Origin of the sequence: Candidatus Angelobacter sp. (genome assembly GCA_035607015.1) — a bacterium.
GTDB lineage: Bacteria > Verrucomicrobiota > Verrucomicrobiia > Limisphaerales > AV2 > AV2.
This window is the reverse complement of the sequence record DATNDF010000430.1, coordinates 1-7,106: the sequence shown is the minus strand read 5'-3', so window position 1 is coordinate 7,106 and position 7,106 is coordinate 1. Positions and strand designations below refer to the sequence as shown.

At 59.4% G+C, this 7,106-nt stretch carries 5 protein-coding genes; 3 read left to right on the top strand and 2 right to left on the bottom strand.

The features are described 5' to 3' along the window. Both VN887_17350 and VN887_17345 read left to right on the top strand, forming a co-directional pair. Positions 1-949 (top strand): triple tyrosine motif-containing protein (locus VN887_17350; protein ID HXT41777.1); only part of this gene is annotated, 949 nt, incomplete at its 5' end. Positions 950-1,149: 200 nt separating this feature from the next. Continuing rightward, complete coding sequence (locus VN887_17345; GenBank protein ID HXT41776.1) at positions 1,150-1,776, top strand: response regulator transcription factor; 627 nt, start codon at positions 1,150-1,152, stop codon at positions 1,774-1,776. A gap of 59 nt (positions 1,777-1,835) precedes the next feature. Here the strand turns inward: VN887_17345 and VN887_17340 are convergent, their stop codons facing one another. Both VN887_17340 and VN887_17335 read right to left on the bottom strand, forming a co-directional pair. After that, complete coding sequence (locus tag VN887_17340) at positions 1,836-2,990, bottom strand: polysaccharide biosynthesis/export family protein (GenBank protein ID HXT41775.1); 1,155 nt, start codon at positions 2,988-2,990, stop codon at positions 1,836-1,838. Then, complete coding sequence (locus tag VN887_17335; GenBank protein ID HXT41774.1) at positions 2,987-5,926, bottom strand: polysaccharide biosynthesis/export family protein; 2,940 nt, start codon at positions 5,924-5,926, stop codon at positions 2,987-2,989. The genes VN887_17340 and VN887_17335 overlap by 4 nt, the downstream gene beginning before the upstream one ends. Positions 5,927-6,251: 325 nt before the next feature. On the opposite strand from VN887_17335, the gene VN887_17330 reads away from it, so the two are divergent. After that, positions 6,252-6,995 carry a glycine/sarcosine/betaine reductase selenoprotein B family protein gene (locus VN887_17330; protein ID HXT41773.1) on the top strand — a complete coding sequence of 248 codons (744 nt, stop codon included), beginning with the start codon at positions 6,252-6,254 and terminating at the stop codon, positions 6,993-6,995. The last annotated feature ends 111 nt before the right edge of the window (positions 6,996-7,106 follow it).

Below are 7,106 nucleotides of genomic sequence, written 5' to 3'. Positions count from 1 at the left end.
CAGTCTCGTCGCGCCCGAAAAAGTGCGGTTCCGGTACCGTCTTGACGGCTTCGACAAGGACTGGGTTCCGGCCGAAAACCGGCGCGTGGCGTATTACACGAACCTGCGCTCCGGGCACTACACCTTCCGCGTCATCGCCTGTAACAATCACGGCGTTTGGAATTTTCAGGGTGATACCATCGCGTTTTATCTGCCGCCTCATTTTTACCAGACCGGGCTGTTTTATGTGATGTGTGGTCTCGGGGTCATCATCGTCGGTTACGGCATGCACTGGGTGCGGCTGCGCGTGGTCCGGAAAATTGAACGTCTGGAGCGGCGGCACGCGCTCGAAAAAGAGCGCGCGCGAATCGCGAGTGAAATGCACGATGATCTGGGATCAAGCCTGACTCAAATCGCGCTGTTAAGCGAGCTTACAAACCGTGATCTCACGAACACCGAGCGCGCCGGGGAACACATCCGAAAGATTCTTGCCACTACACGCGCAGTCTTCCGCGCGATGGATGAAATCGTTTGGGCAATCAATCCCAAACATGACACTCTTTCCAGCCTCGTTGGTTACCTCAGCAATTACGCGCAGGAGTTCCTGCGCCCGGCGGGTGTTCGCTGCCGCCTTGATCTCCCTGCGGAATTGCCGCCCTTTCCACTGACGACCGAAGAGCGGCACAATCTGTTTCTGACCGTCAAAGAAGCGTTGAACAATATCGCCAAACACGCGGCCGCATCCGAAGTCTGGCTGAGGGCAGCCGTGGACACCGGTCGTTGTAACATTTCAATCGAGGACAATGGCCGTGGGTTTCTGGTGGCCTCGGGAAGACCTGATGGAAACGGTTTGAGAAACATGAAGAACCGACTCGCTGCCATCGGCGGGGAATTCCGGCTGGATAGCCGCCCTGGCGGGGGGACGAAGCTGGAGCTATTCGTCCCGTTAAAACGCCCTCTGGAGAAGTGATGGAAGACAGGAATGAAGAATCAAGAACGCCGTCGTCATCGAACCTGAACCGTTCGCGGCCCTACCCTTTTTGGGGTATTCCCAAAGGTGCGTGCGTCGCGCAAACTAGTGCGGCTTGACCTTACGCAAACGCCCGTTGCAAACGAACCGGAAGCGCGTGGTTCACCGACACTGGAACCCGTGTGGACCCAAAAAAACCTATGCCTATCAAAGTATCCATTGTCGAGGACGACGACCGTGTCCGGGAAAGCCTGATGTCGCTGATTGACGGCGCTCGCGGTTTTCGCTGTGCGGGCGCCCATCGAAGCGGCGAGGCGGCGCTTAAACTCATTCCAGAGGAGAAACCTGACGTCGTCCTGATGGACATTCATCTGCCGCGCCTTTCCGGGATCGACTGCGTCCGCAAGCTCAAGACGACCGAACCGGATCTGCTGGTGATCATGTTGACGGCCTATGAAGACGACGACCTGATCTTTCAAGCGCTCAAGGCCGGAGCCAACGGCTATCTTGTCAAACAAACGCCACCGGCTGAAATCCTCGCTGCCATTCAGGAGGTCCATGGCGGCGGCGCGCCCATGTCCAGCAACATTGCCCGGAAGGTAATCCTCTCCTTTCACCCTTCGGAGCCAGAGGAATCGCCAACCGAAACCTTGTCGCCACGCGAACGGGAGATCCTCGATCTGCTCGCCAAGGGCTACATGAACAAGGAAATTGCGGATCTGCTTTCCATCTCCTTTCAAACCGTTCACACGCACGTCCGCAAAATCTACTCCAAACTCCACGTCCGCTCTCGTACCCAGGCAGTGGCCAAATACCTCCGTCCGTAGGGACGCCCCTTTACCACGAGGCCGCGCGAGAAAACAACGGCCCTTCGGGGAACCGATGGTCAGGGCTGAATGGATGTGCCCGACGAGCCGCCAACCCCAATGTTCACACCCACAGGGTTTACGTTGCGCGAAACAGCCCGCGCGCCTTCGTTGATGGCAATGGTCTGGACAAACGATCTAACGATCAGGTCGGCGTACCTGACCAGCGTGCGATACGGCGTGAATGGCACGTAAACTATGTCGCCCGGTTCCAACAATACGTCCGGCGCTTTGCCATTCACGATTTCCTTGTAATCCACGACCGCGATCTTTGGCGCCGTCAACGAGCCCCGCACAACCGCCACGTGGGACAGGTAAGCGTTCTTGATCGTCCCTTGCGCGTTTGCGATTGCGGACACAAGCGACATGCGCTCCCGGTAAACAATCGGCCTTGGCAGTAAAACGGCGCCCAGGACAAAAACCTGTCTCGTGGTCGCTGCCGGCACGAAGACAAAATCGTCCGGTTCCAGATAGATGTTTTGCGACAGATCCCCCTTTTTCAACAACCGGTAAAAATCCACCGGTAAAATCTGGCCGTTGCGCATCACGAAACTTCGCCGTAGATCGGCGACCTCCTCGGAAAACCAGTTGCCGACGGGGCCGCCGCTGAGCGATGCCAGAGACGCGGAACTGCTGGGCCCACCCGCCACAGAAAGCCCTTCGAGCAGCGTCATCGGCGCGGGCATGGGATAAACTCCCGGTTTGCTCAACCGGCCCAGCAGCCAGACGCGCCTGCTTTCGACGCCGTGCAGCATCACGCTCACCTGGGGTTGCTCGCGCACATATTTCATCAGTTCATGTTCGACCAGCGACTTGGTGTCGGGCAGCGTCAATCCCCAGACATCGAGTCCGGGAAGAAGGTAGTAATATATCTTTCCGTCGGGCCCAACGGCGTTTGTCGCGCGTGTCGAGGGGTCTCCAAGGATTTCAATTTCCAAGGAATCACCGGGGCCAAGAGTGAAACGATTTGTGGGTGGGCTAAGCCACTCGAGGCTCAAACGGTTTGACTCGGTGATCGTTGTCAGGTTGGTGAGCGCGGCCAGTGTTTCCGTCGTGGTGGCGCGCGCGTCAAAACGCGGGCCGTGCGCGCTCTGACAACCCAGCAACATCGCCAGCGCCAATCCGCCCAGCAAAATCAAACCTTGCTTTCCGGGGTTTGCTTTATCCGGCTTCATTCAATAATGGGGGTCCGAATCAACGGCCCGATATTTCCGCCCGTCCACGTGATGACTGCAGCCTGGACAAACGCCGATGCTGCGAGATCCACGAGTTCCTCTGCCTTGATCCAGGGCCGGTAATGGACGTAAACAATGTCACGTGGTTCGAGTTTGAAGTCCGGTGCACCCGCGGACAGGATGGCGGAGGCATCGACCACAAACGTCTCCGGCTTGTTCAGTGAGCCGCGCACCACCAGGACCCTTTTCTTCCATGCGCGGTCCGTGAAACCGCCTTGCGATACAATCGCACGAAGCGCGGACGTATCGGGGGCGTAAGCCACCGCTCCTGGCGTGCGCACCTCTCCGAGCACATAGACCTCCTTTGTGTCCACAGGGGGAAAATAAAGATAATCGCCGGGTTCGAGAGGAACGTTCTGCGTCAGGTCGCCATGTAGAAAGAGCTTTTCAAAATCGACTCCCACACGCTCGCCGCGCCTCGCCAGAAACGCACGCTGCATGTCCGCGATGTCAACCAGGTTGCGCTGTTGCAATCCGGTTTCCACACCGCGGGCACGGGCAATCGCCTCGATAATGGTCGTGGGTCGGTCCAAAGTATAAACGCCCTTTTGCACCACGCTGCCGAGCAGGAAGTATTTTTTGCTGTTGAACATGACCGGGGTGACGATTGTGCGCGGCGCGCGATAGTAGGCGGCAAGGGCCTCGTCCAGCTTCGCGCGCAATTCGTCAATCGTTAGTCCGGCCGCCATAATGTCCTGTGCCTGCAGATAACCGACCCGGCCGTCCGGACCGATGGTGATCGCGTAACGTGTGAGTTCCTTCTGTCCGAACAGTGAAAAATTCAACACGTCTCCCGGGCCCAGCGTGAAACGCTCCTGCCACGCGGCGCGTTTGTGCCGGGGAGCGGCGGTGGAAGAAAGGGCGACCTCGGGTGCCCTGGCCCCGTTGGTTGCGGCGGAATCCCCCGCGTTGGCCTCGAATGGGGTTAACGCTGACGCCAGCGCAATGGCCGCCACCCACTGAAGCAAGCTCTTTCTGACGACCGGCACTGTCTCGCGGTTCAACACCGCTCCTGTGAGGTTGCAGCGGGCATGTCGCAGCGTCTCCAGCTCCTTGCGCGTTTGCACCGGGTCGGCATTGCCGCCGCTCAGCCAGACCAGTTGCGGGACGTGCTCGGCGAGGAGCACCGCCTCCGGCACGGATGCCGGCGGCAGTTCCACGAGAATCACAACGTTTTCGAGCTTGCGCCAGTGCTGGAGCGCGGCGTGCCACTGTTTGCGACGCTCATAGTCCCACGCCCAACCCGGCAGCGGAATATGCACCACCGGCGGTGCGTCCGGGGCGATCAGCCGTTCGGCGATCTGTTCGGGGTGCGACAAAATGTTGTGCGTGAGCGCGCTGCTCGATGCGGTGGCCACTGCCACGGGCGCTTCCCCTGATCCGTGCGTCGCGGATCCAACATCGCGAAAGCCACCAGGAGTATTGACGCCTTCGGTGCCTGTGCCGTTGCCATTCGGCGGTGACGGCTGTGTGGCGACGGTCAAAACGCGCAGCCCTCGCTGGCTGGCGGCCTGTCCCAGCAGCTTCACCCAGGTCGAACGCCCTTCTTCGTGGGCTGAAGAGGTGAAGCCGCATACGACGCCATAGCCGGGCGTATGATTGAGCTTGTCCTGCAGACGGGTCCAGGTGCGAAACGCCCAGTCGGCCCGTTGTTCTGCGGACATTCGGTCCAGATCCCCCAGCGTCGCAAGCACGGGCAATTTGGTGACACGGCGAAGATCCCCGGAGGTCTTGATTTGCCGATCGGTTACCTCCATAAAGAGCACCGCACATGCGGCAAATACCAGACCGAAACATCCTCCGAACAGCGTCAGAATCGCGATCTTGAGTCTGGGACCGTGGCGAACGACGTCGTCCTCGGTTGCCAGCGAAAGAACACGGTAATAACCCGGTGGATCCGCCGCAAACAACTGCGCCTCGCGCGCACGGCTTTGAAGGATCGAGCGCGACTTCTCGACCGCGTCGATCCGGGCCTCCGTGCGTTTCAACAGCGTATCCAGTTCGTCGGCATTTTTTCCGGGTCCGCTCTGTATTCGAGGCGTTATCGGATTTCCGACCGCATAATTGGTGGACGGCGTCCCAGGGTTCCCCGCTTCGGCGAGCTGCTTTTCCAATGCGGCGATTTTGGCGCGTTGTTCCTGCACACGCGGATAGGCGTCCGTGTATTGACCAAGCAAACTGACAAGCTCCTTCTGGGCCGCTTTGATCTCCTGCCGGATCTCGGCGTCGGACACCGCAACCTTTGGAAGTTCGCGGGAGAGCACACCCAGCTGCACACTCGCGTTGGTTTGATCAAATTCATTTTCCTGCAACCGCTTGCCCAGGTAGGCGGCAATTCCCTTCGCCTCGGTCGCCTGCATCTCCTTCGTCAATTGCGTTGCTTCCTCCGCGAACAGATTCGCGAGTGCCGCCACGTTCCGCGCGCTGCTGCCCGACAGTGTCACGGAGATGAAATCCACGTTGCGGTCGGGAGAGAGCCGCAATCGTTCCGCCAGTGCTTTCGGCGCCAGCGGCGGCGAGCACTTCGCTCCCACGCGGTGTAGAAGGTCCTGTGAACGCAGAAGATTGCGGAAGGCCATTTCCGACAACGGCTGTGGCCGGAACGCTTCCCCGAACTCCGACGTTTGAAAGGCATTGGGACCTTCGTTGCGGACGAGCTGCACGGTGGCGGTGAACAAGGCGTGTGATGTGGTTAGCCCGAACAGAAAACCCAGCATCGCCAAACCGAATCCGCCCGCAACGAGCCAAAACCAGCGCAGGCGCAACGCTTCAACCAGACGCCACGGATCGAACGGCATCCGATCAAGCGCGCTCGACCGGCGGGACTCCTGAGTGGGCATCGCGGTATGCGGCAACGCTCTCGAACCGTTTGGCATGGGACCGGTTTGATTCACAGCCCCTGTGCCGGAACTGACGTCAACTGATTGCAAGCCTTCGTTCATTTTTGTTTCACCGATCATATCTTCCGGCGGGAATGCGATGAGCTACTGCCGGTGCATCAAAGCACGCATGCTATAAAGCACGCCGCGCGTTTTTGATAGTGGGGTCAATTTCGGAAATTCGCATGGGGCCAAGACCCCACCAATTTACTGCGCTGACGAGGGAGTGTGCCAACCGGCTGTCTACCGACGCTGTTCGAGCCGTGCAACCGAGGATTCCAATTGGCTGGATATTCATCCGGGCTGTTGTCAGATTCAACGAATGGGCGCTCTCGATGAGTTTTCGCTCCCGGTCAGGCTGTTTCTGAGGGCGTATCCGTGGAGAAGAATTGATCCGGTGCCGTGGGCGCCGCTGAAAAAGCCCCTGTCTCAATGCCGTATGGCGCTTGTTTCGAGCGCCGGTTTTGTTTTGCCGGACCAACCGCCATTCGATCCGACCACCCGCGGCGGCGATGTGAGCTTCCGCGAAATTCCAGCCAGCGTGGACGTCCACACTTTCATCGAGAGCCACCGTAGCGAAGTTTTCGATCATTCGGGAATTCGCCGGGATCCGAACCTGGCCTTTCCCATCGACCGCGTCCGCGAACTCGCGGTGCGCGGACGCATCGGGTCCGTCAACCACCGCCACCTTTCGTTCATGGGATCGATCACTGCGCCGGGCCGGCTGATTCGGCAAACCGGTCCCCCGGCCGCACGCCTGCTGGTCGAGGATGCCGTGGACGTGGCGTTGGTCGTCCCTGTGTGTCCGATGTGCAATCAGACGATGTGTCTCATAGCGGCAGAACTGGAGCGGCAAGGCATTTCAACCGCGGTCATTCAGCTTCTTCGCGAAGTCGCGGAACGGGTCCGTCCGCCGCGAGCACTGTTCGTCCCCTTCAACCACGGCTACCCGCTGGACCGGCCCGACGATCCGCCGCGACAGCACGCTGTCATTGAAGCCGCCTTGAAAATGCTGGAAGATTCTCAATTGACTCCACCGGCGCTGACCTCCTTTCGAGGAAACTGACCGCGTCGAAGAAGGTCATGCGCTCCGCAGTGAATACCTCGAAAACGCGAAGTCCACACGCCAGATGAAACGCGTGTTGCTGACCGCCGTCTTTGGCTGCACGGCCATCGC